We start from the raw sequence: 25857 nt of genomic DNA on the forward strand, positions 1-25857 counted from the left end.
CTATCGAACTTTGTAAAATTTATAACCAAACAAAAATATCACAAAATAGCAGATGATCGGCAGGTAATATGCCGTCGCTACATTTTGCTCTGCCAACATTCCCATAGCAAACGGGAAAAGAGCACCACCTACAACACCCATAGAAATGAATGAAGAAGCTTGCTGTGTGTGTGAACCAAGATTTTTTAATCCAAGACTAAAAATGGTTGGAAACATAATACTCATGAAGAAATTGAGCATCAGCAGCGCTATAAACGAAGGCCAGCCCAAACTTTGCGTGATGATCAAACACATAACCGCATTGCCGGTTGCAAAAATTGCCAGCAGCGTATGTGGTTTTATGTAGCGCATTAAAAATGTTCCTACAAAACGGCCAACCAATAACATGGCCATAAAAAGAACCATATAATTACCGGCAACTTCATCCGTAAAGCCCATTTTCTCATGACCGTAATTGATGAAAAACGCCCAGGTTCCCGATTGTGCCGCTACATTAAAAAACTGAGCAATTACTGCCCATACAAAATGCTTGTGCTCAATCAGTTTTTTACCTGGTTTTATATCAATATTGACTGCATCAGGATCCAGAGCCTCAACATGAGGATCGGTTAAAGGCGGTACTTTTACAAAAGAAAAGCAAACTGCTATTCCGGCAATAACACTGCCGATAACGATATATAAAACCTTAACAGAAGTTAAATCTGTACTTCCTTCAACATTATTTCTTAATAAAAAGTACGAACCAATGGCAGGTCCCAGAATTGCGCCTAATGCATTAAAAGCCTGAGCAAAGTTGATACGCTGATCACTTGTACGCTGATCACCCAGAGAAGCTACAAATGGATGCGCAACCGTTTCAAGCGTAGAAAGGCCGCAACCAAGAATAAATAATGCAAGTCCGAAAAGTGTAAATGAACCGGCATTTGCCGCAGGGACAAACAAAAAAGAACCCGTGGCAAAAAGAGAAAGTCCAAGCAATACTCCGTTTTTATACCCAAAACGTTTCATGAATAAACCTGCCGGAATCCCCATTACAAAATAAGCTCCAAAGATGGCAAATTGAACAAAAGCAGATTGTGTTTTGGTAAGACTTAAAGTATGCTGAAAATGTTTGTTCAAAACATCACCCATTGTGATCGCTATTCCCCATAACATGAAGAGCGACGTTACGAAAATCATGGTGACAAGAAATCGGCTTTCTGTAAATTTGGCCTTAGTTATTTCCTTACCAGGCGAAGAAATTGAGCTCATTTTTTATTTATTGTAAGATTAGTTGTTTAGATGTTTTTATTTTTGGAGGCGTAAGTTAGAGAAAATTAGAAACTGTTGCCAATCAAAACTTGTCACGTCATGCCCGCCGGTCCGGATATGGTAGCCGATTTGCCCCATTACAGACTTGTTTAAGGCAGGTATTTCTTTTACCGGCAGTCCGTCAGTTTTCAAAAAACGATAGAGCTTATCCGCTTCTTTTGCTGAAGCAAATTCACCCTCGGGGTCAGAATTCTTATCCCCTTCCGAACTGGCAATGTACACAGGGCGAGGCGCGATCAAATCAATGATAAGATGCTGATCGAACGGCAGTAAGGTGTCTTTATCCATGTATTTTCTGAAACTTTTAGCATACCAATGTGGAAAAACTGTGTTTAATCTTCGGATATTTTCACCTATCCCGCGGTGGAATAATTTCGCTCCGCCGGCACCGGATTCGTTACTGATTACCATGGCAAAACGAGTGTCATTAGCACCAGCCCAAAGTGCAGCTTTTCCCAATCTCGAAAAACCAAAAACTGCAACTTTTTTTGCATTAATATCTTTATCCGTTTCCAGATAATCCATTCCACGGCTCAAAGCCCACGCCCAGGCAGCAACGGTACTAAAATTATCGTCACGATTTTGAAGTTCAGGATATAAAACATGAACACCCGTTTGAAAATATTCTTCCTTACGATCCGAGGCAATTTCTTCCCGGTAAATCGTGGCCAGAGCAAAACCTGCATCAATGATACTGTCCACCTGCCACTGACTTGCGTTCACACCACGGCAGGCGTCAGTCGCTTTTCCGTTAATTGCACAGGGAAATATTTTGCTGTTTTCAACCCAGGCTTCGGTTAGTTTTATTCCGGGATCGGAGTTGATTGCCTGGTTTCCGATAAAATTAATTCCAATAATGGCAGGAACGGGATGTTTGGCCTTGTTCGGGATGTAGATAAGAATGTCAAATTTGGCCTCTTTGCCATTTTCCTTGATGTGAACAGTCACCTGTTTTCGGGTAGCTTTTCCGCCTAATGCATTTTTGTCGTTATCAAAAACTTCAAAGCGCATGTCTTTCGGCCGACCAGGAGATGTGCCGTACATCTCATTCCGAAAAGTTTGAAGTAATTCTTCCCTTCGCGCATTCCATTGTTTTACAGAAGTAACTTTGGTACCATTATCAAATGTTAGTGGATCAGGGATATTTGAATCTTCATTTTGGCCATAAGACAAAAAACTTACTGAAAATAAAAAAAAAGACAACCAGAATTTACTTTTCATTAAGGATTTATCGGTTAGGAATACGGTATAAGGCTATCCGTTCAAAAGTATACAATGGTGATAGTTTACTGATATTACTCTTTCCATGTTGTAAAATTTAATATTGACAGTTAGTACAAAAAAAATGACTTTTGATGCATGAAGGTTAAACCAACATATATCAAAAGTCATTTACCTATCTTGAATGTCAAATTATCCGCTAATTCCCATCGATCTTAGATGGTCATCCAGCTGGCTTAAATCATGGAACATAACGTCTCTTGCTTTACTGCCTGTAAATGGGCCAACGACACCGATTAATTCCAGCTGGTCCATAATCCGGCCGGCACGGTTGTAACCCAGCTTCATTTTTCGCTGTATCAAAGAAGTACTTCCTTGCTGATGTGTAATGATCAGTCGTGCTGCCTCTGGAAGCAGTTGGTCAAAATCATCGGTATTTACTTCACTTCTGGATTCAGAGTTTTCGTCGCCTTCGTATTCTGGCAAGGCGTAAGCTTCGTCATAGCCACGTTGAGAACCGATAAATTCACAGACATCTTCAATTTCTCTTGTATCAATGAAAGGACATTGCAAACGAATTACTTCTGAATTAATCGCCAGAAGCATATCTCCTTGTCCAACCAATTGTTCAGCACCGCCCATATCAAGAATCGTCCTTGAATCAATACTGGACGTTACCCGGAAAGATAAACGTGCCGGGAAATTGGCCTTGATCAAACCGGTAATAACCTTTACAGATGGCCGCTGTGTGGCAACTACCAGGTGAATTCCTACCGCACGAGCAAGCTGAGCCAAACGGGCAATCGGTGTTTCCACTTCTTTTCCAGCCGTCATCATCAAATCCGCAAGCTCATCAATAACCAAAACAATATAGGGCAAAAATTTGTGGCCTTTTTCAGGACTCAGTCGTCTCTGCGCAAACTTGGTATTGTATTCTTTCAGATTTCTTACAGAAGCTTCTTTCAAAAGATCATAACGTGAATCCATTTCAATACACAATGAATTCAGGGTAAAAATTACCTTTTTGGTGTCAGTAATAATCGCTTCGTCCGCATTAGGCAATTTTGCCAAAAAGTGTCTTTCCAGTTTGTTGAAAAGCGTTAATTCTACTTTTTTAGGATCGACAAGAACAAACTTTAATTCTGCCGGATGCTTTTTGTAAATCAAAGATGCCAGGATAACATTTAGCCCAACAGACTTTCCTTGTCCGGTGGCTCCGGCCATGAGTAAATGGGGCATTTTGGCCAAATCTGCAATGTGAATTTCATTGGAAATGGTTTTCCCCAGGACAATTGGCAAATCGTATGTCGACTTCTGAAAACGCTCGTTCATCAAAACCGAACGAATGAAAACGGTTTCCCGATTTTTGTTCGGAACCTCGATACCAATCGTTCCACGGCCTGGCATAGGCGCAATAATACGAATCCCGAGAGCCGCCAAACTTAGTGCAATATCACCTTCAAGATTCTTGATTTTGGAAATCCTTACACCAGCTTCCGGAATAATTTCATACAGCGTAACCGTCGGCCCGATGGTTGCCTTGATTTTCGAAATATTGATCCCGTAACTTCCAAGGGTTTCGACAATCTTGGTTTTGTTACTTTCTAGTTCTTCCTGTGTTACCTTTTCATGCTGATTGTCAATGACATCACTCAGCAAATTATAGGTCGGAAATTGGTAAGAAGGCAAATCCAGCATCGGATCATATTGCCCGAATTCACGCAGAATAGAAGCGTTAACATCTTCATCATCAACGACCTCACGTATTTCTCTTGGCAAAAGCGTTTCACTGGAAACTTCAAGTTCCAGTTCAAGATCCGTCGCAGGTACAGGTACAACTGGCGGACTGACAATTGCAGCTGGTTTTACAAATTCTTCCTTATTTAAAACTTCCAGTACATGGACGCCGTTCTGTTTCTCTTCTTTTTCAGGTTCGACAACTCGCGGAATGATGATATCGTCGTCATAGGTGTCATTAGCCACGGAAACATATTCAGGCTGCTTTACGGGCTGCTTCTGAATTTCCATTTCAACATCAGGGATGTCTGAACTTACATTTTGGTCAGGAACTTCCGCCTCGTTAACAACCGTTTCTTCTTTTTCGGGCTTGCGCTGCCAGTTTTCAACCAATGTTTTGGCATCATAGAAGTACACCGCAAAGACAAACAAGGCAAAGAAAATTGGTATAATACTTCCCCATTTAAGCCAGTCAAAAAGCCAGACATTAACCATGTAGCCAAAACCGCCCGAAGCAAAACTCATCGTATTTTCTGAATTGCTCATCAGCACAATGTAGCCCATCAGCACACTCACCCAAAGCGTGTAGAAAATAACTTCTTGTGTAGCACGTGTAAGCGGGAGCAATTCTTTACCAAAAGCAATTTTCCACCCGGCCAGAATCGGAACAAAAGGAAGTAATAACGCACCGACTCCAAACCACCGGTAAACAAAAATATGTGAAAATGTAGCACCAAGCACGCCTAAAAAATTTCGCGTCTGCCGACCGGCATCACGAATAGATTCCTGCCCCAAAGCATCAATAATACTTTGGTCGGCTAATCCGGTAACGATATAGGATATAAACGATACTTCTAAAATAATCCCGGCCAAAAGGAAAAAAATCCCCCAGGCCAATGTACTTTTCGGGCTTGAAAATATACTGTCCCAATCCAGAGATAATCTGAACCGGGGTCTTACACTTTCTTCTTCTGTCCTCGTTCGTTGTGTGTTTCCTCTCAGCTTATTTACAGACATTTATCCCGGTGCTTATTTTTTATGAATGTATGAAGTGCTTTCTGTTTTTTCAATCAGGCCGTCTATTATTTTGCCACCATTGCCTTGCAGATTTTCTTAACCAAGCCAGGGCCTTCATAAATGAAGCTGGTGTAAATTTGCAGCAGACTTGCGCCGGCATTCCGTTTTTCCAGGGCATCCGCCGGGGAAGCTATTCCCCCAACCCCGATAACCGGAAACGCATTTCCTGATCTGTCGCAAAGATAACGAATTACCTCAGTAGCCCGGTATTTCAATGGTTGTCCGCTTAGCCCGCCCGCACCAATAATATCCAGCGATTCTTTTGAAGTTTTTAAATCCGCACGACTTATCGTAGTATTTGTAGCAATAACGCCGGCAATTCCGGTTTCTTTCACAATATCAATAATATCGTCCAACTGACTGAAAGTCAAATCCGGAGCAATTTTCAAAAATATTGGTTTTGGATTTGGTCTTTGTTTATTACGAATTTGCAGCTCGCGAAGGATTTCTGTCAAAGGTCCTTTTTCCTGCAAATCACGCAATCCCGGCGTGTTTGGCGAGCTTACATTCACTACAAAATAATCAACAACATCAAATAATTCATTGAAACAAATGATGTAATCGCTAAGCGCCTGCTCATTTGGCGTGTCTTTATTTTTACCAATATTTCCACCAACCAGAATTTTTGATTTACGATAACGTAGTTTTGCAGCCGCAACAGCTGCACCTTTGTTGTTAAAACCCATCCGGTTAATAAGTCCTTTATCCTCCTTCACACGAAAAAGACGTGGTTTATCATTTCCGGGCTGAGGGCGCGGCGTAACCGTTCCAATTTCAATATAACCAAAACCCAAAGCTTCGAGCTGATCGACCATTTCTGCATTTTTATCAAAACCAGCAGCCAGACCAATCGGATTCCGAAAGCGCAAACCTGCTACTTCCTGCACCAGATCAGGATGTTCAAATGTGTACAAACTTCTTAGCAAAGCCGGAACACCAGGAATTTTAAAAGCGATTTGCAGCATTTCACAAACAAAGTAATGAATACGCTCGGCATCGAACCGGAAGAAGATCGGTAAAAGGATATATTTATACATTCTGCAAAAATAGAATGTTTGGGGGGAAGGGAGGAACGGTGTGGGTTTTTTATTTTTGGAAGGACACAGAATTAATTATTCAAAATAAAAAAACATCTTGTCTTAGTCAAAAACATATAAAAAATAACAGCGGCAAATCATGTAACTTTTATAAATTTGTTAACAGCCTTTCTTTTTTTAATCTTCGTTCATGAAAAAAATTATTTTTATCGCATTACTGATCCTTTCTTCATTTACATCTTTCTCACAGAACCAAAATGAAAAATTTGAAGAGTGCCTTACCTATGTAAAATCCAATAATTTGAATAAGGCCGAAAGCTGTTTTCAATCACTTTTAGAAACTGACAGGAAAAATAAAGACATTATTTTCAATTTAGCCTATGTAAAGCTAAACTTAAATAAAAGAGAGGAGGCTATTGTTTTATTACAAAAGGCAGTACAATTGAACGACCGTGAGGCAGCAAAAGTATTAACGCAAGAATTGCATGAAAAAATTGCTTATTATGATACCATGCTGGTTGATTACGTAGATGAAAAACCACTTGTCATTAATGGAGATAAACGTGAAGATATAATAGTAAAATCTGGGAGGCTTAATCCGGTTTTAGAAAAACAGATCATGCAACAATTTAAGAAGACTAGGATCAATCCAAAAAATTTCAAGGGAGGCAGGCTTTTCTTACAATTGTTTATTGAAAAAGATGGCTCCTTAAATTGCATTGCTTATAACGTGACCGCAGCGGAACAAGTGGTTTTAACTGAAGGCTTTAAGAAAATTATCTTAGTTCCGGGTAAACATGAAGGAAAAGCAGTTATCGTAAGGGGCTGGAACCTGCCGATAAGTTAAGTTATTGCATTAATATTTCGAAAAAAAAATTTCAAAGTATTATTTTCTTTCACTTTCTATTTGATAAGATGATTATGGAATTATATTCCATAAGGGCTTAAATTTGATAAATATTCACAACCTCTCTAAAAAATTACCGTTCTTTCATCCAATCAGGCGTATAAATTTTAATTTTTCTTTTTCCTGACTTAGTTCTTTCCCAATCATCAACTTTCGGAAACAATTTCCTTTTCTCAGCAAGCATTATAAAAAAATTTTCAAATCGCTCTTGAAGGATCTTATTTTCCTTTTCCCAAAGGTTATATTCGTTAAGCTCCTGAAAAGTCTTAAAAACCTTGGAAAACTTTTTCTTTTTCATATCTGCTGTTTTAATAGTGTGATTACGTAAATATAACAAAAAAGGCATCCCAACAAGCAGGATGCCTTTTCAATATAAAACCTTTAAGCCTTACTTTTTAGCAGACCAATTGTACTGGAATTTATCATTGATCGGAGCGCCGAAATAGTTAACGCCTAAATAATCCAGACGTTTTTTGTGTATTTCCAAACGTTTGCTGAAATCAGCAAAATCTTTTTTGTCAGCAGCAGTCCAGCCTGTTTCGGCAATGGCAATTCCGCGAGGGAACACCATGTATTCAACATAATCTGATGTCGTCATATATTCTGTCCACACGTTGCCCTGAACACCCAAAATGTGTTTTGACTGTTCCGCAGTCAATTCTTTTGGTGTCGGATCGTATGAATACGATTCTGCAAGATCCGTAAATCCTCCGATTGCGATCGGCTGCGTTTTGGCATCCGCCTGATAGTGATCCAGGTACACAAAATTATTTGGTGTCATAATCACATCATGCTCTTCTTTGGCAGCAGCAATTCCTCCTTCCGTTCCTCTCCAGCTCATTACCGTAGCATTAGGCGAAAGCCCGCCTTCCAGGATTTCATCCCATCCAATGATACGACGGCCTTTTGAGGTCACAAATTTATCAATGCGTTTGATCACATAACTTTGTAAACCATGCTCGTCTTTAAGGTTTTCCTTTTTAATAAGATCCTGCGCAAAACGACTTTCTTTCCACTGCGTTTTCGGGCACTCGTCTCCACCAATGTGGATATATTTACTTGGGAAAAGATCAATGACCTCCGTTAAAACATCTTCCAGGAATTTAAATGTTTCTTCACGAGGCATGAAAACGTCATCATAAACACCCCATTTCGTTCCAACTTCATAAATTTTGTCAGGATTATTTCCAAGTTTAGGATAAGCTGTTAAAGCTGCCAAAGCGTGACCTGGCAATTCAATTTCAGGGATTACATTCACAAAACGATCCTCGGCATATTTCAACACATCTTTGATTTCTGCCTGCGTATAAAAACCGCCATAAGGAGTCCCGTCATATTTTTGGTCGCTGTAATGCCCCTTCATCGTTTCCTTACGTTTCGAACCAATTGTTGTCAATTCAGGATATTTTTTGATCTCAATTCTCCATCCCTGATCGTCAGTCAAATGCCAGTGAAACTGGTTTTGTTTGTGTAAAGCGATCAAGTCGATATACTTTTTAACAAATTCAGCAGGCATAAAATGACGGCCAACATCCAGCATCAATCCACGGTAAGAATAACGCGGAACATCTTTAATCGTAACATAAGGAACAACCCATTTTACGTTGCTAACAACTTTCGGACTGAAAACCTCAACAGGCAAAAGCTGCAATAAAGACTGCATTCCGTAAAAAGCTCCTTTTGCAGTCTGCGCCTGGATTGTTACACCTTTTGGCGTTGACAATAATCGATAACCTTCTTCTCCCAAACTTGCGTCTGAAGATAAAACCAATGAAATATCACCCTTTCCTTTTACGGTTTTTAGAGAATATCCACTGGCTTTGTTGATTTGACCAGCGAGCATTTCTGCAACTTTTGTCCATTTTGCATCAGCCGGAGCTCCGATTTTAGATTTTGCCCCAAGCGTCCATTCTCCTTTTGCAACAAGCATCTGAGTTGGCTTTGGAATGATATTGGGCTGTGCCCAGGTTGTACAGAACCATAAGGAACAGAGTACTGTTAAAAGAAAGCGTTTCATTTTGTCAGATTTAAGAATTCTTTATTAAAATAATTTAAAAACTATGCAAGTTAATTCAACTGCCAATTAAAATACTAGTGATCTTACTTTTTTTATAATTTTGTGCAATTAAAAACAAAATATTACCGTTGATAATTTTAGCCTGCCATTCGCTTTAACAAGTATATTTCAGGCAGTTAGTACCTTTTAAGAATTTAGCATACAAACAATTCCTACCCCTGATAACTTTAAAAAATATAATGTTTAAGAACTTTCCCCTTACTCAACGACTTCCGGCATTTCTATTTATGACGCTGGTTTTCACAAACATTTCCTTCCAAACTTTCGCTTCTAAGCGGTTTTCGAAACGTGCGCCGGATGGCGGAAAACTCATTGGAAAAGTAATTGAAGCTCCAAAAAATGAGGCTGTTAGTTTTGCCACAGTGGCTATTTTACTGGCAAAAGATTCTACGGTAACAAGCGGTGCTATCACAGACGAAAAAGGTGTTTTTACAATTCCCGATGTAAAACCCGGAAATTACATTCTCCGGATAACAAACATGGGTTACGAAACCCTTTTTGTCCCAAACATCAGCGTCGCTACGGAATCCAATATCACAGATTTGGGAACGCTTTCTATTATTGTATCTTCTCAAAAACTGAATGAAGTTGTGATCAGAGGCGAGAAAGCGATGATCGTGGAAGATATTGACAAAAAGATGATCACAATCGGAAAGGATATGCTTGCGAGCAGCAGCAATGCCAGTGACCTTTTGACAAAACTCCCTTCTGTTTCGCTGGATGAAAACGGGAATCCGCAGGTTCGGGGAAAAGGAAATGTTATCGTTTTGATTGATGGAAAACCTTCAACGCTTTATGGCAGCGATCTTCCTACGGTCTTGCAATCTTTTCCGGCTGAGCTGATTGAGCGTATTGACGTTTCTACCACACCTTCTGCAAAATACGAAGGCGATGGTGCTTCCGGTGTTATTGATATTATTACAAAAAAGAATAAGATACGCGGACTTAACGGCGGTGCACGGACAAGTCTTGGTTTGAAAAACAATAATAATGCATCCGGAAATATTAGTTACCGGGCCGGAAAACTGGGTTTAAATGCTTCCGTTAATGGGCAAAACCGCAACATGTTCTGGAAACGAAGATTAAACCGCGATAACTTTCTGGGAGATGAACCATCCCGACTGGAACAGCGCGGAACGGGAAATAATAAGAATAAAAATCTTTTTGGCCGCTTTGGGGCCAATTACGATATCAACGATAAGAACAGCGTTGAACTTAGCGTAAATTACTCCCGTGATCAAAGTAAAACGAAAAGCGATTTAGTTAATAATTCTGCACTTTTAACAGGCCAGGTACTCGATCATTTTGACAGAATTAACCAAAGCAAAGGCAATGGAAATAATTTGAGTACAAGTTTCGACTACCGCCGGAAGTTCAGCAAAAAAGATGAGCTGTTGACTTTTACCGCAAATTATTCTGAGGGCCAATCTACAAATAATTCGATGTATGATCAGGTTGATGATGTGGATAGCTTATCAAAATATCAGCAAAACATGCGGACAGGAAAAAGCAAAGCGCTTTTCCTGAATACGGATTTCACCTTACCTATTACTACGAAAGCTACATTTGAAGTGGGTTTCCGTACGCGTTTCAATACGAATGATAACACCAATAATTTTTATCTGCTGAATGCTGAGTCAGGAAATTTTGAATTTAATAATACGATCAGCAATGTCTTCGGGTATAAAAATTCTATTTATACCGGATACATGAACTTCTCCCAGAAAACAGATCTCTGGGGTTTACGTGCAGGTTTGAGGTTAACGGATTCTGACCAGGAAATTGATCAGATTAGCGCCGGAAGAGATTTCTCGGTTAATTTCCTGACACTTTCTCCGTCATTGGCAATAAGCAGAAAACTGGATGACAATTCCCTGATTAAATTAAATTACAGCCGGCGCGTTCAGCGTCCGGAAGCTGATTGGCTTAATCCTTACACTGACGTTTCTGATCCAAAAAATATCCAGACAGGAAATCCAAATCTTCGTCCGGAATTTACGCACAAAGCAGAAATGGCTTACTCCAATTATGAAGAAAATGGCGGATGGGGACCATCACTTTTTATGGATTATTCGAATAATGCCATTACGCGTTTAAGAACAATCAACGCGGAAGGAATTTCACTTACACAATATGACAACATTGGAAAAGAGCTTAATTATGGATTTGAAACTGACTTTTCACAAAAATTCGGTGATATTTTAAAGATCAATGGCAGCGGCAGATTTTTCAGAAGTGAAGTCGTTTCGGCGCTGGCTAATATTGATAACCGTACATGGAGTTATTCAGGAAACCTGAATGCTTTTGTATCGCTGCCTCTTGATTTTAAAGCTTCGGCTTATGTTAATTATGAAGGTCCGAGAGCGATTGCACAGGGTACACGTCAAGGCGTTTTTGTGGCAAACATGGGAATAAGAAAAGATTTAATGGAAAAAAAAGCAACACTTTCTTTTAATATTCAGGACATTTTTCTCTCCCGCGCCTACAAAAGTCAGCTTGCTACTGATACCTATCTGCAAAATTCTTTATGGCAGCAAACAAACCGTTTGGTTAATCTGACATTTCAATACCGGTTTGGAAAAATATCCATGAGTGGAGACGAATCCTGATCTTTAAAATCATAAGTAACTAATAATAAGGGAAGAAGAGAATAATACTCTTTCTTCCCTTATTTTTTGTTTCAACAAAATAAAGGCCATCCATTTTTGCTTCGGCATTTGTTATTGTCGCGAAAGAATAAATCCCGACCAAACATATATCCCCGATACGTTCAAAATTTAAAGTACGCAAGGCACTGGAACGGTTTTTGCCACTTGCTGCAATAAATATGGTATTTTTACTTTTATCAGTATAAACAAGATAATCAGTCCAATATTTTTGGAATTTCAGGTTACTTATATAGATAATAGCCGTAACATATTTATAACTTAACACAACCCGTTCAAATGAAAAGATTCATCGGAATTTCACTTGCTATATTTTTAGCTTCTGCATCAATTTTTGCCCAAACCAGAATTCCTGCTGACACTATTTTTGATAATTATTACAAAGCAACTGGTGGGAAAGCACTTTGGCAAAATATAAAAACATATAGTCTTAAACGAAGCTACACTTCGGCCACCACGACGCCTTACACATCCAGCGTAGCTGTTTCCATGGCCGACAACTCGGTATACAAGTCTAAAACCATTATGAACCGCGCCTTTGTGTATACGATGAAAGGTGCTGATGCATGGGTTAAAGTGCCACTTGGAAATAAGGTGGATGTAAAAGATCTGAGTCAGGCAGAAAAAGACGCCATGAAATATGAAATGTACGAAAATCTGGTTCCTTTCATAGATTACCAAAACCGCGGATTTATTGCAACTACTGTTGGCACTGAAACAATAAATGGCGTAGCTACTAACCAGGTTGAATTGCAGGGAAAAGGAGTGAAATATAATTTGTATTTCGATGCAAAAACAGGTTTGCTTACCCGCCAGAAAGAAACACTTGCAGGTGTAGAAACAGTAACAGACTTCTCCGGATATACCAAATCAGCTTTTGGATTGCTTTATCCTGCCAAACTTGTTGAAATAAACAATGTTGATAAAAAACCGCTGAGCGTTACATCTTCCATATCAATTAATGATGCTGTTAGCCCTGAATTATTCAAACGCTAATTATTATTTGTAGATAATGCCATGAGTAGTATATTGTTCTGTATTGACAGATAATGTACTACTCATGTGATTGTAAAACCAGTCATTAAGAAAACTTCACCCATCCTGCTTCGTTGAAATGGATGGAATAACTTTAAAGAATGAAGAAAGCACTAAAAGTATTGGCAATAATAATACTGACAGTTTTAATTCTGATTGGTGTGTTAATATGGGGTATCCAAACGCCTGCCGGTCAAAACTTTCTGACTACACAAGCAAATGATTATTTGCGCAAAAAATTAAAAACCAAACTTAATGTAGAAAAAATACGATTCGACATTCCCGATTGGATTGTGTTGGAAGGCGTTTATTTTGCGGATCAAAAGGGTGACACTTTGGTTTCAGGAAAAATGCTGCGTGTTGATATGGACATGTATTCGCTGATCAAAGGAAATGTTGGGATTAATAAAATTGAACTGGAAGGCGCAGTTGCCAATATTCACCGGACCTTGCCGGACACTGTTTTCAACTTCCAGTTTATCGTTGACGCATTTGCCAGTACCGATCCTGCGGCTCCCGTTGATACTACCTCCAAACCTTTGGAAATGCGTTTGGACAAAATACTTTTGAAACAAGTCCGGCTGTCATACAAAGATGCGGTTATCGGAACTGATGCGGACGCAAACATCGATTCTGCTTACGTTTCATTTGATAAATTCAACCCAACACTTTCCCAATACCACCCGACCAAAATTGCACTTTATAACAGCGCAGCAAAACTTCGGATGTACAAAGCCCTGGTTGTTGATACGCTCGTTACGCCTTCAAATCCTGCCGATTCACTGGATTTGAAACTTGGGAACGTGGACATATCAAAGTTCAACTGGGTTTTCACGGATGAAACTTCCGGCTTAAACAATGGTATTACGGTCGGTACTTTGAAAGGTAAGATCAACAGCATTTACATGGGAAGTCAACGCGTAAATGTTGAAAGTGTACTTATTGAAAACATGACGGCTTATGCTGAATTTGCTAAAAAAGCAACTTCTAAAACCAGTCCGCCGGCTGCCAAACCAGATACCACGGAAACTCCAGGCTGGTTTGCGGTTGTAAAAGATATTAAAGTAGTCAATACAGGTTTGCGCTACGACGATTTCAATTCAAAACCAATCGCAAAAGGCCTTGACTACGCGCATTTAAATGTGAAGAAATTAAATGTTGACTTAAAGGATTTTCTTTTCTCAGCCGATAACATTACCGGAAAATTAACAAAGAGCTCTTTTGAAGATAAAAGTGGATTTAAAGTATTGGCACTTCGAACGGATTTTGGCTATGGTGCCAAACAAACCTATCTGCGAAAACTTTATTTTCAAACACCGAAAACACTTCTCAGAGATGAATTGACTTTACGTTACAACAATATCGATGATCTTACCAAAAATTTAAACAAGGTTAAAATCCGTCTGAATCTGAAGGATACACATCTTGCTTTCTCTGATATTTTATTGCTAGTGCCCGATCTTGAAAAAACACCGCCCTTCGATAAAGAGCCAAATGGCGTTGTAAAAGGCTCCGGCCTCGTTACGGGATCTGTGGATGATATGCTGATTTCAAAAGCGCGTTTCAGTATGCTTGACGGAACGGTTTTAAGTTTGGATGGACGAATTCGCGGGTTGCCTGATGCTGATAAATTATCGGCCGATATGACGATTAACGAATTGTCTTTTACAAAAACTGACTTAATGAAAATGCTTCCGGACAGCGCCTTACCTTCCGGTATTGAGCTTCCTGAAACAATAAAAATCACCGGGAAAGTGAACGGCTCTATGACGAACCTTACACTGACCACCAACATCAACACTTCTTTTGGTAACGGTACATTTACCGGAAACCTTCAAAATATCACAGATAGTATCAAAGCCAAATATGACGGCATGTTAAGCTTTACCGATTTTGATATGGGTAAAATGCTGAAACAGCCTTCACAGCAATTAGGAAAATTAACACTTTCAACGCAATTAGCAGGGATTGGCTACACGCCATCCAAAATGAAAGCGCGGCTGAACGGAACGATCCAAAGTGCTGATATACAAGGCTACGTCTACAATAACCTGACACTAAAAGGTGATATAGACCATGGACTGGCAAATCTTGAGGCCAACATGAAAGACGAGAATATCGGTATTTCTTTGAGCGGACAAGCGGATCTTTCAAAAGAATTTCCAAGCGTGAAAGGTGAAGCGCAGATTGATCATATGGATTTAACGGCTCTTCATCTTTATAATGATTCTCTAAAGGTTAAAGGAAATATTAAAATAGACATGCCGTCTACCAATCCGGAAAATCCGCTGGGAACAATCGCTGTCACTGATCTTTTGTTAACGCATCACAAAAGGCCGGTCAGTATTTCTGATATGACGGTACTATTGACTGATACGGCCGACAATAAAAGAGCAACGATAAAATCACCGTTTTTGAACGCGAAGCTGGAAGGAAAATTTGTTTACACAGAAATTGCAGATGCGATTTTAACGGAGACCAGCAAACATTTCGCAGTTCCAGGCCTTACCTACAAGCCTGTTACCAAACCAACTAATTTCACTTTGGACGCGGCCCTTATGGATCATCCGCTTTTCAAAATATTTGCTCCACAACTAACGGAACTAAAACCGGTTGTTCTTCACGCCGAATTAAACAATCAACAGGATTCTACGGTCATTGCTAACCTTAGCATTCCCTTGGTAGAATATGACAGCATCCATACTGAGAAGGTACTCGTTAATTTGAGCAGTGTAAAGGAAAAAGCAGTGATGAATGCCTACGTTGGTAGTGTTCAAACAGGCGGTTTCCGAGTTCAGAATGCTTCGCTTAAAACGGATATTGCTAAAAATGATGTGAAGTTTAATTTCATGGTGAAAGATTCGGTAAATACCGATCGTCATGGAATTAACGGAGATCTCGCACTGGTTGACAATCGTTATCAGTTACGTTTACGTGAAGGGTTATTAATTGATTACAAAAAATGGGCAACTGATAGCGAAGGTTATGTGCAATACGCACCTGATAGTGTTTTGGTTAAAAATTTTGTTATTCGTAGCGACTATCAATCTCTCACGATCAACTCTTCGACTGATGCGCCAAATAGTCCGTTGGATATAACTGCTGACAGTATTTCTATCGGCCAGTTTGTGGCACTTGCCACCCGCGATTCAACAATGGCTTCCGGTACTTTAAGCGGTAAGATTCTATTGAGTAATTATATGGTTTCTCCGGTTTATACAGGTCAGTTGTCGATTAACAATCTTGCCTTGATGAAAATCCCTGTCGGTAATCTGGCCATTCGTTCAACCAATGAAACCGAAGACAGAATACGGGTTGGAATGACTTTATTAAGCGATAAAAACGACATGCGCCTTTATGGAGCTTATCGTATAAAAGAGGAAAATCCTTTGGATTTCACTTTGGATTTGAAAAAATTCGGAGCAGAAACGGTTGAGGCTTTTAGTTTTGGACAACTTAAACGCGCTACCGGGAATCTTTCAGGACAGGCAAAGATTACAGGTTCAACGGATAGTCCGAAGCTAAATGGTGCTATCAACTTTGATGATGTTGCTTTCAATGTTACCCAGCTTGGCGCCAGATATTCTTTGACCAACCAAAAAATCAATTTTAACGGTCAGGATATAAATTTCAATAATTTCATTGTTGCGGATTCTTTGAAACAACAATTGAAAGTTAACGGTAACATCAATATTGCAACGATTCCCGACGTGAGATATGACCTTAAAATTGACGCGAAAAACTTTACAGTACTAAGTTCAACCCAAAAAGAAAATGATCTTTTCTATGGGAAAGCAATTATTGACGCAAAACTGACGGTAAAAGGGAGAGGCAGCAACTCAATTGTGGATGGTAATGTAAAACTGGACCCGGAAAGTAATGTTACAGTTGTGATGTCCAACAATGCTACCGAAGCGGGTGATGCAAGTAAAGGTGTGATTGAATTTGTCGATATGAGCGAATTGGCAAAAGTCGAAAAAGTTGATTCGTTAGAAGCTGCCAAACAAATCGTTGTTGATTTTGCTTCTCAAATTTCGTTGGATATTGATGTCGATGACAAATCTCAATTTACGGTAGTCATTGACGAACTGAATGGTGACAATATCAAACTGAAAGGAAATGCGAAGCTAAACACCGGTATTTCTCCTAACGGACAATTATACCTGATCGGAGCTTATGATCTGACGCAAGGTTCCTATGATTTAACACTGCAAATATTAAAGAGAAATTTTGAAATCCGCAAAGGAAGCAACCTGATCTGGACGGGAGATCCGATGAAAGCGGACCTAAATATTACTGCCGTTTATCCGGTTATGGTTGATCCCGGATCGATTGATAATAATTACAAAGGCGAAAGAAAAATTCCAATCGAAGTCCAGATTATCATTACAGGAAATCTTTCTACACCTAACATTACCTTCAACGTAGAACCTGGAACTGAGGCTCCTGAAAGTTTCAAAAATGATCTTATGAATCTGACATTTTGGAACGATATGAAACAGAGTCCTTCCGAAATGAACAAACAGGCCTTTGCCCTTTTGATCACAAATAAGTTCATAACCGATCAGACTTCTTCAGGCTTTAATATCGGTTCAAGTGCCGAACAAATTGCACGTCAAAGTGTTAGCCAGTTGATTAGTGATCAGTTGAACAACCTCGCCGGAGACCTGGTCAAAGGAGTTAATCTGGATTTGAATCTTAATTCATCAACCGACCAGACGTCAGGTTCAAGAACTGATTTAAATGTTGGTTTAAGCAAAGCTTTCCTGAACGACAGACTAAAAATTTCAGTTGGAAAAAACTTTGAACTGGAAAGTAAATCTCAAACGCCAAGTTCATCCGAGGTATTTGACAATATCGCGCTGGATTACTCCCTTAGCAAGGACGGAAGATATCTCTTCCGGGGATTTAGAAAAAACCAGTATCAGTCTATTCTGGAAGGATTTATTATTGAAACAGGTGTGAGTTTTATTATAACGGCCGACTACGATTTGTTCCGTGAAATTTTTCAAAAGCAAAAAAATGAGAATTAATACTTTAGCCATCTTAGTGATATGTATCCTGCTGGGCAGCTGCTCGGTAAGAAAGTACGTCCCGGCTGGCCAAAGCCTGTACGTCGGGAATAGTGTAAAAGTGACTCCGGATACCCTTACCAAGCCCAAAGTGGCCGATCTGGCAACGAATCTGGAAGCGATTATAAAGCCCCCGCCAAATAAAACAATCTTGGGATTCCCATGGAAAGTATGGTTTTATTACTGGATCGGCACACCAAAAGATGAGGGTGGTATACGTAGCTGGTTCCGCAAGAAACTGGGACAGCCGCCTGTTTATGCCAACCAGAGAATTGTGGATATCAATGCAGCCAACATGGTTGGTTTCATGGATAATGAAGGTTATTATAAATCGTCGGCGAAGGGAAAGCTGAATTATAACATAAAGAAAAAAACTGCTACTGCCGATTATGAGGCGTATGTAATGCCCCGGTATTTTATCAATGAGGTCAACTTTGTAGTTTCCGACAGTGCACAATTTAACAAAGATCTGGTTCGGGCAAAGAAAGATTCGTATCTCAGAAAAGGAGATCCAATAAGACTTGAAGTGGTTACATCTGAACGGTTGCGCATTGAGCAATTGCTTAAAGGAAAAGGGTACTATTATTTCAACCCTGATTATCTTATTGTGAGAGTGGACTCAACCATTGGCCGACAGGATTCAACCATGGCTCCGCAGCAGGTAAACCTTTATGTTGAAGTAAAAAAAGAGACTGCTCAGACTGCTTTAAAGCAATATTATATCAACCGGATTTATGTTAACACTGGTACGAATGCCGATAAAAGCGCTGATAGTGCAGTGAATAAGGGACCACTTCGCCGGGGAATAACGATCAACGATCCAGGAAAACTTTACAAACGCAGGATATTTTATGACGCCATCGCCTTTCGGAGAGGTATTTTATACACCAATACAGCGCAGGATCTTTCCGTAACACGACTTGTTAATTTCCAGAATTTCAAGTTTGTCAAAAATAGCTTTGAACTCGTTCCAAGGTCAGATTCTGCAATGCTGGATGTCTACTATAATCTTTCTCCGTTAAAGAAAAAATCACTTCAAACGGTCTTAAGTGCCAGTACAAAATCTAACAATCTGGGTGGTTCTGATTTAAGATTCAACCTGAAAAACCGGAATTTTTTCAGAGGCGGAGAAATATTAACATTGAGCCCCTATTTCGGTTTTGATATTCAGCTTGGAGGCAACAGGGTAGAAAACCCAGGAAGAGTAGGTAATGAATTTGTAAGGTATGGTGCCATAGCGAGTTTATCAATTCCCCGATTTATAATTCCATTTGTAAAAATCCGACCAGAAAAAAGTCAGCTTTTACCCAAAACGATTCTGGCTTTAACTTACGAGAACAGAATTCAAAAAGATTTTTATACAACCAGATCCATACGTTTTGATTATTCTTATGTCTGGAGCAAAAGCGCACGTCTGGAACATACCCTAACACCTATTGCGCTCAACTTTATTGAACCGACAAATATTAATTCAACAACGTATAGCAATATTATTTTTAGTCAAAGTTTAAGCCCATTGGAAGTAGATCGTTATATAAAACTTATTGAAACCAAATATTTGATCATGGGATCTAATTATTCCGTTTCTTTCCGGCCAAAGCAGAGGCCTTTCAGCAAAAATCAGTTTGTAATGTCGGGTGGGATCGACTATGGAGGAAACTTGCTCAGTTTATTTGGTAAGAAAAGTAAAGGAGATACTTCTGCAAATGCACCAAAGGAATTATTTGGCGTACCTATCTTACAGTTTGCTAAATTTGATGGCGATGTTCGTTATTACAGAACCATTAATTCAAAAATTAAATGGGCAAACCGAATTCTGGCAGGCGTGGGAATTCCATTTGGCAATTCACGGACGATGCAGCTTCCTCAATTTAAACAATATTTTGCAGGAGGAAGCACCGGACTCCGGGCCTTCAGGGCCAGAGCACTTGGGCCTGGCGCCTATAACCAGGATACGGCCTCTGTCCGGCTTTTTGGCTATAAATCTTTCGGTGATATCCGACTGGAAGCCAATTCTGAAGTCAGGATGAAATTTACAGATATTATTGGCGGTGCGATTTTTGTCGATGCCGGGAATATATGGTCTTATCGTGGTAATGCTCTGGACGGTTTCGGAGCCGAGTCAGTTTTCAAAAAGAATTTCCTGAATCAGTTAGCCGTAGGTGGCGGAATCGGTTTACGGCTCGATTTCTCCTTCCTTATTTTCCGTCTGGATCTGGCTACTCCATTTAGAAAACCATGGTATACGGTCACACCTGTGGATGTAGATCCAAACGCTCCTTTAGATCCAAGTGCGCCGGTTAAATATAAAAATCCATGGGTATTTAACGAGATTAATTTTGGAAACAAAACATGGCGTAAGGAAAATTTAGTGCTCAATATTGCCGTAGGACTTCCGTTCTAACCTAATAGTAAATTATAAAATCAAAAAGCCGGATTCTCACAGATGCGGCTTTTTGATTTCCTGGCAAAGCTCGATCAACATTCCATTCGTTCCTTTCGGATGCAGGAAACAGACTAACTTATTGTCTGCACCCTTTTTTGGTTTATCATTCAACAAAATGAAACCTTCACTTTTCAATCGTTCCATTTCGGATAAAATATCCTCCACTTCAAAAGCGATATGATGAAATCCTTCTCCTTTTTTCTCGATAAATTTAGCAATAGCACTATCGGAATTTGTAGCTTCCAGCAATTCGATTTTTGTCTGATTGATCTGAAAAAAAGAAGTTTCAACAAATTCAGATGCTACGGCTTCTCTTTTATAAGGCTGCGTGTTGAACAAAGTACCAAACAATTTCTCAGCAGCTTCAAGATCCCTGACAGCAATTCCGATATGTTCAACGTTCTTCATGCTTTTCAGAAATAATGGATTTACTTATCGGCGGTTATCTCCTCCCCCAACCATACTTAAATAACTCTCATAACGGCTGAAAGCAATTTCACCTGCACTCACCGCATCTTTTATGGCACAGCCCGGCTCATTGATATGCTGGCAATTATTGAAACGGCATTCATTTAATCTAATACGCATTTCGGGGAAATAATGACTGATTTCTTCCGGTTTCATGTCCGCCAGCCCAAGTTCCTTAATTCCGGGAGAATCTATAATAAATGTTCCTGGTTCCAGTTCAAACATTTCTGCGAAAGTCGTTGTATGAACTCCTTTATTGGCAAAAGTTGAAACTTCCTGTGTTTTAATATCCAGCGTCGGTGCTATTGTATTGACCAAAGTAGATTTCCCAACACCAGAATGCCCGGATAAAAGTGAAACTTTTCCACGTAAAAGCTGACTAAAATCTTCCAAACCTTCGCCCGTAACCGCCGTTGTAGCCAAACAGGTATAACCCAGGCTGGTATATAAATCCATGAGTTCTGTCTGAAATTCCTTGATCTCATCATTTAACAAATCCTGTTTGTTAAAAATAATAACACCAGGAATCCGGAAAGACTCGATCGCTACCAGAAATCTGTCAATAAATCCAAGGGAAGTTCTTGGAAAAACCAATGTGGCAATTAAAATCGCCTGATCAACATTCGCTGCAATTAAATGTGAATGCGCCGTTTTATGTACAGACGCACGAACTACATAATTTATCCTGGGAAGAATTTCGTATATAATACCTGAATTTTCATTTTCATCCTCAATTTCAAAACGCACAAAATCTCCTACTGCAATGGGATTTGTAACTTTCAATCCCATCGTTTTAAATTTGCCTTTCAACCGGCACTGCCAAATGTGTCCGTCCCGATCATCCCTGACTTCATACCAGGATCCTGTCGAGCGAATCACCAATCCTTTTTCAAACTCCATTCCAACTATTTAATATGAATGCAATAACGAATATAACAGAACTTTCAGGCTTGATTAGTGCAAAGAATAAATAATTCTAAAAGCTTTACTTTTAATCAAGTAGTTTTTCTCGTTAATTGGCCTTTCTTCTTCAATAATGGTATAATATTAAAATATATTCCGAATGATATATTAAGTTTTTTTAATAAAATTCGGTGTTTTCGTATATTTTTTTATATATTAGTCCCGCGACTTCACCCATTATTGGCTGGTAATCGTCTTTGAACCTTACTACCACATTTCAAAATATGCTATGAATTCCGCTGTTGAAGAGCCAAACTCCGTTATCGATATTAGAAAAAACCGCCTCAGAAGTAATTTATTACTAGAACTCTACCAATCTGGTGATACTTCCATTAATAAAATGGCCCGTTTGTTTCACGCCAGTATACCTTCCGCAACCGGTATCGTTAATGAACTGATGCGTGAGGGCTGGATCACAGAAACCGGCACAGGTCCGGCAAGAGCGGGCCGTCCTCCTGTTTTATATGGCTTAAACAGCAAAAAATATTTGAATCTGATCATGGATATTAACCGCCATGATACGCACCTTGTTATTTTTGATCTTCACAATCAGATCATTGTGAAGCGCAAGGTGGATATAAAACTGGACGATTCATCTACCTTTCTTGAAGAACTTTTTAAGGAAACCGATATTTTTTTAAAATTCCATGACATTCCCTATTCAAAATTATGGGGAATTGGCGTTTCAATGCCTGGTTTGATAAATTCAACACAAGGTGTTAACCTGACATATTTGAATTTGACACCACCCGGTGTTCCGTTGGTAGCTTACTTAAAAAAGCATTTTAATTTACCGGTTTGTCTTTTTAATGATACAAAAGCAACGACGATTGGTGAGCACCGTTTTGGTTATGCCGTAAATAAGTCACAGGTTTTAACGATCAATATTGACTGGGGTGTTGGTCTTGGTATCTTGCTAAATGGAGAAGTTTTTAATGGTGCTTCCGGATTTGCAGGAGAATTAGGCCATATTCAGGTAAAACCCGACGGACTGCTTTGTCATTGCGGAAAAATCGGTTGTCTTGATACCATTACGTCTGCGCTCGCTTTGATACGCCAGGCGAAAGAAGGAATCAAAAATGGTCGCGCTACGATTTTATCACAAATTGTAGATGGTAATCTGGACCTTCTGGAAACGAGCCACATTATAGAAGCCGTTCACGCGGGAGATGAATTTTCGATCGATCTGTTAAGTACCGTTGGAACAGAATTAGGAAAAGGATTAGCCACAGCAGTCCATTTATTTAATCCTGAGGTGATTATTGTCGGTGGATTGCTGGCAGAAGCTGGTCCGTTTATTTCCAATCCGATTGAGCAGGCTATCAATAAATATTGTTTGTCAGACTTTAAAAATACTTTATCCCTGCACATTTCCAAATTGGGTCCAAAAGCACGATTACTTGGTACACAAGCTCACTTATTTGAGCATCTAATTGTGAAGGAATTTTCTTGAAAATCATAAAAGGGGTTAAGAAGATGAATTGATTCGCTCTTAACCCCCTTTTCTTATTTGCTGCCCAGAATATCTCTTACCTTTTTCATGACAAGTTCTGTTGCCCCTGTCTGCGATGCCACATAATTTTCACTGATTACACCCAGGATTTTACGCTTTGCAGGTTCGTTTATCCACTCAGTCAGGTAAAGTTTAATTTCATTCGTATCGGACGCTGCTTTCGCACTTCCTTCTTCAATTAAATCCAAAGCTTCCTGAAATTTCTGATACTTTTTATTCCCAAAAAGAATGGGAACTCCAAAAGTAGCTGCTTCCAGAATGTTATGTAATCCTGAGCCAAAGGAACCGCCAATATAAGCTATGTCACTGTATCGGTATAATGATGAAAGCATTCCGATGTTATCAATAATCAGATAATCAAAAGGCTGAATTTCAGCGAAAGCGTCGAAAAGTTTTTTATATTCTGAATAAAGCATCGATTTCCCACTCAGGGATTTTCGCCAGTTTTCCATCTGATTTTTTTCAATTTCATGTGGTGCAATGATCGCTTTTAACGGTTGTTCAGCCTGATTTAAAGCCGGAATTAATTCAACCATATCAGCCTCCCAAACCGAACCTGCTACGAGACAAGGAAAATTATGCAAAAATGACTCAATTTCAGGTAATTGCCGAACACTTGATGCAATACTTCTTACACGATCAAACCGGGTATCCCCCGCCAGCGAACAGGCAGAAATATTAATTTGGTGCATCAGTTTCAGAGATTCTTCATTTTGAACAAATAAATGGTCAAAATAGCGAAGCATTTTTCTATAAAAACCTCCATAGGTTTTAAAGAAAATCTGATCGGGTCGAAAAATTGTTGAAAACGAAAGTATACGGGATCCGCTATTTTTTAAAACAGCAAGATGATTATACCAGAATTCGTATTTGATAAAAAACGTGATTTCGGGTTTTATAATTTCAACAAAATCCCTTGCATTTTTAGCTGTATCAAGCGGCATATAACATACATAGTCGGCGCCTGAATAATTCTTCCTGATCTCATATCCGGATGGAGAAAAGAACGTAAGAAGGATAAAATAATCGGGGAATTCCTTACGAAATTGTTCCATAACAGGCCTCCCTTGCTCAAATTCACCCAAAGAAGCTGCATGAAACCATACAACGGGACGAGTCTCTATTAATCCCGGCAAAACAGCTTTTAACTTTTCAATCAGTCCCTTACGGCCTTCAACGCCCAGTTTAATTTTAGGACTAAACAAAGTTGCCATTTTCATGGCTCCGGAAAAGGCATTCATCGCCTGCTGATATAGGAATTCTGACAAAATAAGCGGGATAACTGAAATGAAAATTTAATATTTACTTCGATAAAAATGTCATGATTACCACGAAAATTCGCTATCTTAACTTACAATTCCGAAACGAAAATTCCTTAAATAAATCGTTACTTAAACAGCCGTTTTTTATTCTTTTTTCGTTTAAAGAACATAAATGTACAAAAAACCGTTAATGTGAAATCCGGATACAGGTGGATATAATTATATTTCGTAATTTCACTTCCCATTCGCACATTAAATAATATCATCAAGAGATATATTCGCGTAAATATGATTCGTGTAAAAATTTTACTTTCGATCTGTATTCTGGTTACTTTATCCACGGATATATATGCCCAGCGCAAGGCTAAGGCAGATGATTCCGAAGAAGTTTACAAGTCCTTCACTTCTTTCGGTTTAACAACAAACACCAACTCCGGGATTTTGGGAGGAGCGGTATTTCGGAAATCAAACCTGATGTCTTCAACACTTTTTGGCAAAAACCAGTACCGCTATCTGGCAGTGGAACTTGTGAATGTAAAACACCCGAAAGAACAAGCCCAGAGTTTTAATACAGGTGCCCGTTTTACTTTTGGAAAAGAAAATTACCTGTTTGTTTTAAGACCTGAATATGGTCGCGAACTCGCACTTTTCAACAGACATGACGACGAAGGAATTTCAATCAGCGCTATTGTTGCGGCGGGGCCTTCGATAGGTTTTGAAAAACCATACATGATCCAGAAACAGATTTCAGGAGGAAGGGTGCAAACGGTACCAGTTAAAATCGATCCAAATTCCACGGTAGATCCTTATGAAAATTTTGTAGGTGTGGGCAGTTTTTTCTCAGGTTTTGGACAAAGTAAAGTAGTACCTGGTTTACATGTAAAAGCTGCGTTAAGTTTTGAACTTAGCGCATTCAGAGAAAATGTGACTGGTGTTGAAATTGGATTTTTAGCAGAAGGATTTACCCGTAAGATTGAAATTATGGGTTACGCAGAGAATAAAAGCGTCTACACATCCGGTTACATCACACTCTATTTTGGCAGCAAAAAATAAGTCGTTAAATTT

General features: G+C 39.3%; 17 protein-coding genes. 7 read left to right on the top strand and 10 right to left on the bottom strand.

The window, feature by feature from the left end:
- From fucP to FDK13_RS06350, 4 genes are all read right to left on the bottom strand, one after another.
- On the bottom strand, positions 1 to 1251 hold the full coding sequence (gene fucP, locus FDK13_RS06335) for an L-fucose:H+ symporter permease (protein WP_137339138.1): 1251 nt from the start codon (positions 1249 to 1251) through the stop codon (positions 1 to 3).
- A gap of 36 nt (positions 1252 to 1287) precedes the next feature.
- Positions 1288 to 2532 carry an alpha/beta hydrolase family protein gene (locus tag FDK13_RS06340; protein WP_137339139.1) on the bottom strand — a complete coding sequence of 415 codons (1245 nt, stop codon included), beginning with the start codon at positions 2530 to 2532 and terminating at the stop codon, positions 1288 to 1290.
- A gap of 192 nt (positions 2533 to 2724) precedes the next feature.
- Complete coding sequence (locus FDK13_RS06345) at positions 2725 to 5286, bottom strand: FtsK/SpoIIIE family DNA translocase (protein ID WP_137339140.1); 2562 nt, start codon at positions 5284 to 5286, stop codon at positions 2725 to 2727.
- Positions 5287 to 5351: 65 nt separating this feature from the next.
- On the bottom strand, positions 5352 to 6383 hold the full coding sequence (locus FDK13_RS06350; RefSeq protein WP_137339141.1) for a quinone-dependent dihydroorotate dehydrogenase: 1032 nt from the start codon (positions 6381 to 6383) through the stop codon (positions 5352 to 5354).
- Between the two features lie 190 nt (positions 6384 to 6573).
- Between FDK13_RS06350 and FDK13_RS06355 the strand changes: the two genes are divergently transcribed.
- Complete coding sequence (locus tag FDK13_RS06355) at positions 6574 to 7230, top strand: tetratricopeptide repeat protein (protein ID WP_137339142.1); 657 nt, start codon at positions 6574 to 6576, stop codon at positions 7228 to 7230.
- Positions 7231 to 7363: 133 nt separating this feature from the next.
- Here FDK13_RS06355 and FDK13_RS06360 read toward each other — a convergent pair whose 3' ends face one another.
- On the bottom strand, positions 7364 to 7588 hold the full coding sequence (locus FDK13_RS06360; protein ID WP_137339143.1) for a hypothetical protein: 225 nt from the start codon (positions 7586 to 7588) through the stop codon (positions 7364 to 7366).
- A gap of 90 nt (positions 7589 to 7678) precedes the next feature.
- Positions 7679 to 9307, bottom strand: coding sequence for a beta-N-acetylhexosaminidase (locus FDK13_RS06365; RefSeq protein WP_137339144.1), 1629 nt, complete (start codon positions 9305 to 9307; stop codon positions 7679 to 7681).
- Positions 9308 to 9546: 239 nt separating this feature from the next.
- On the opposite strand from FDK13_RS06365, the gene FDK13_RS06370 reads away from it, so the two are divergent.
- Entirely contained in the window at positions 9547 to 11976 is a 2430-nt protein-coding gene (locus FDK13_RS06370; RefSeq protein WP_229215923.1) for a TonB-dependent receptor, read from the top strand.
- 19 nt (positions 11977 to 11995) lie between these two features.
- On the opposite strand, the gene FDK13_RS06375 is transcribed toward FDK13_RS06370, so the two are convergent.
- Positions 11996 to 12301 carry a hypothetical protein gene (locus FDK13_RS06375; protein ID WP_137339145.1) on the bottom strand — a complete coding sequence of 102 codons (306 nt, stop codon included), beginning with the start codon at positions 12299 to 12301 and terminating at the stop codon, positions 11996 to 11998.
- An 11-nt stretch (positions 12302 to 12312) separates the two neighbouring features.
- Between FDK13_RS06375 and FDK13_RS06380 the strand changes: the two genes are divergently transcribed.
- The 3 genes from FDK13_RS06380 to tamL all read left to right on the top strand — a co-directional run bounded on the left by FDK13_RS06380 (position 12313) and on the right by tamL (position 20544).
- A complete protein-coding gene (locus FDK13_RS06380; protein WP_137339146.1) occupies positions 12313 to 13029 on the top strand; it encodes a hypothetical protein in 717 nt (238 codons plus the stop codon).
- Between the two features lie 140 nt (positions 13030 to 13169).
- A complete protein-coding gene (locus FDK13_RS06385; protein ID WP_137339147.1) occupies positions 13170 to 18101 on the top strand; it encodes a translocation/assembly module TamB domain-containing protein in 4932 nt (1643 codons plus the stop codon).
- Complete coding sequence (gene tamL / locus FDK13_RS06390) at positions 18091 to 20544, top strand: translocation and assembly module lipoprotein TamL (RefSeq protein WP_137339148.1); 2454 nt, start codon at positions 18091 to 18093, stop codon at positions 20542 to 20544. The genes FDK13_RS06385 and tamL overlap by 11 nt, the downstream gene beginning before the upstream one ends.
- A gap of 36 nt (positions 20545 to 20580) precedes the next feature.
- Here tamL and mce read toward each other — a convergent pair whose 3' ends face one another.
- Together mce and rsgA are read right to left on the bottom strand one after the other, a co-directional pair.
- Entirely contained in the window at positions 20581 to 20994 is a 414-nt protein-coding gene (mce, locus tag FDK13_RS06395) for a methylmalonyl-CoA epimerase (protein WP_137339149.1), read from the bottom strand.
- A gap of 24 nt (positions 20995 to 21018) precedes the next feature.
- A complete protein-coding gene (rsgA, locus tag FDK13_RS06400; protein WP_137339150.1) occupies positions 21019 to 21954 on the bottom strand; it encodes a ribosome small subunit-dependent GTPase A in 936 nt (311 codons plus the stop codon).
- Positions 21955 to 22246: 292 nt separating this feature from the next.
- On the opposite strand from rsgA, the gene FDK13_RS06405 reads away from it, so the two are divergent.
- On the top strand, positions 22247 to 23470 hold the full coding sequence (locus FDK13_RS06405) for an ROK family transcriptional regulator (RefSeq protein WP_137339151.1): 1224 nt from the start codon (positions 22247 to 22249) through the stop codon (positions 23468 to 23470).
- Between the two features lie 53 nt (positions 23471 to 23523).
- On the opposite strand, the gene FDK13_RS06410 is transcribed toward FDK13_RS06405, so the two are convergent.
- A complete protein-coding gene (locus FDK13_RS06410; RefSeq protein WP_137339152.1) occupies positions 23524 to 24798 on the bottom strand; it encodes a 3-deoxy-D-manno-octulosonic acid transferase in 1275 nt (424 codons plus the stop codon).
- Between the two features lie 282 nt (positions 24799 to 25080).
- Here FDK13_RS06410 and FDK13_RS06415 point away from each other — a divergent pair, with 282 nt between their 5' ends.
- A complete protein-coding gene (locus FDK13_RS06415; RefSeq protein WP_137339153.1) occupies positions 25081 to 25845 on the top strand; it encodes a hypothetical protein in 765 nt (254 codons plus the stop codon).
- The last annotated feature ends 12 nt before the right edge of the window (positions 25846 to 25857 follow it).

This window comes from Dyadobacter frigoris, from assembly GCF_005280585.1.
Classification (GTDB): domain Bacteria; phylum Bacteroidota; class Bacteroidia; order Cytophagales; family Spirosomataceae; genus Dyadobacter; species Dyadobacter frigoris.

Excerpts from the sequence above, each read along its gene's own strand:
- fucP (WP_137339138.1), bottom strand. The coding sequence starts at position 1,251 with ATGAGCTCAATTTCTTCGCCTGGTAAGGAAATAACTAAGGCCAAATTT.
- FDK13_RS06340 (WP_137339139.1), bottom strand. The coding sequence starts at position 2,532 with ATGAAAAGTAAATTCTGGTTGTCTTTTTTTTTATTTTCAGTAAGTTTT.
- FDK13_RS06345 (WP_137339140.1), bottom strand. The coding sequence starts at position 5,286 with ATGTCTGTAAATAAGCTGAGAGGAAACACACAACGAACGAGGACAGAA.
- FDK13_RS06350 (WP_137339141.1), bottom strand. The coding sequence starts at position 6,383 with ATGTATAAATATATCCTTTTACCGATCTTCTTCCGGTTCGATGCCGAG.
- FDK13_RS06355 (WP_137339142.1), top strand. The coding sequence starts at position 6,574 with ATGAAAAAAATTATTTTTATCGCATTACTGATCCTTTCTTCATTTACA.
- FDK13_RS06360 (WP_137339143.1), bottom strand. The coding sequence starts at position 7,588 with ATGAAAAAGAAAAAGTTTTCCAAGGTTTTTAAGACTTTTCAGGAGCTT.
- FDK13_RS06365 (WP_137339144.1), bottom strand. The coding sequence starts at position 9,307 with ATGAAACGCTTTCTTTTAACAGTACTCTGTTCCTTATGGTTCTGTACA.
- FDK13_RS06370 (WP_229215923.1), top strand. The coding sequence starts at position 9,547 with ATGTTTAAGAACTTTCCCCTTACTCAACGACTTCCGGCATTTCTATTT.
- FDK13_RS06380 (WP_137339146.1), top strand. The coding sequence starts at position 12,313 with ATGAAAAGATTCATCGGAATTTCACTTGCTATATTTTTAGCTTCTGCA.
- FDK13_RS06385 (WP_137339147.1), top strand. The coding sequence starts at position 13,170 with ATGAAGAAAGCACTAAAAGTATTGGCAATAATAATACTGACAGTTTTA.
- tamL (WP_137339148.1), top strand. The coding sequence starts at position 18,091 with ATGAGAATTAATACTTTAGCCATCTTAGTGATATGTATCCTGCTGGGC.
- mce (WP_137339149.1), bottom strand. The coding sequence starts at position 20,994 with ATGAAGAACGTTGAACATATCGGAATTGCTGTCAGGGATCTTGAAGCT.
- rsgA (WP_137339150.1), bottom strand. The coding sequence starts at position 21,954 with ATGGAGTTTGAAAAAGGATTGGTGATTCGCTCGACAGGATCCTGGTAT.
- FDK13_RS06405 (WP_137339151.1), top strand. The coding sequence starts at position 22,247 with ATGAATTCCGCTGTTGAAGAGCCAAACTCCGTTATCGATATTAGAAAA.
- FDK13_RS06415 (WP_137339153.1), top strand. The coding sequence starts at position 25,081 with ATGATTCGTGTAAAAATTTTACTTTCGATCTGTATTCTGGTTACTTTA.